Annotated in this window: 1 pseudogene; it reads left to right on the top strand. The window is 71.1% G+C overall.

Annotated elements, in window-relative coordinates:
- Nucleotides 1–398 (top strand): annotated as a pseudogene (locus KZA10_RS17525) (3-oxoadipyl-CoA thiolase); the annotation flags it as partial.
- Nucleotides 399–502: the final 104 nt, after the last annotated feature.

Below are 502 nucleotides of genomic sequence, written 5' to 3'. Positions count from 1 at the left end.
CTGCGGCAGTCGAGCGCTACGGTCTGGTGCCGCGTGCCCGCATCGTGGCCGGCACCAGTGCGGGCCTCGCGCCCGAGGTCATGGGCCTGGGTCCGGTTCCCGCGACTCAGAAGGCGCTGCGACGGGCGGGCCTCTCGATCGACGACATCGGCTCGATCGAGCTCAACGAGGCCTTCGCCACGCAGTCCATCGCCTGCATCCGACGGCTCGGCCTCGACGAATCGCGCGTGAACGCCGACGGTGGAGCCATCGCCCTGGGCCACCCGCTCGGTTCGTCCGGGTCCCGGCTGCTGGTCACCCTCCTCGGCCGCATGGAACGCGAGGGGTCGCGCTACGGCCTGGCCACCATGTGCGTCGGCGTCGGACAGGGCGCCGCCCTGATCGTGGAGAAGGTGTGATGTCGGAACCCTCGCCCGCCGGCGATCCCCTCCTCGTCGAGAGCTACGGCGACCGTGTGGTCGCGACGCTCCATCGTCCGCACAAGCGCAACGCGATCGACCAG

The organism is Microbacterium sp. BF1, from assembly GCF_019279095.1.
GTDB classification, from domain to species: Bacteria; Actinomycetota; Actinomycetes; order Actinomycetales; family Microbacteriaceae; genus Microbacterium; species Microbacterium maritypicum.
This window is presented reverse-complemented; position numbering and strand designations above follow the sequence as displayed.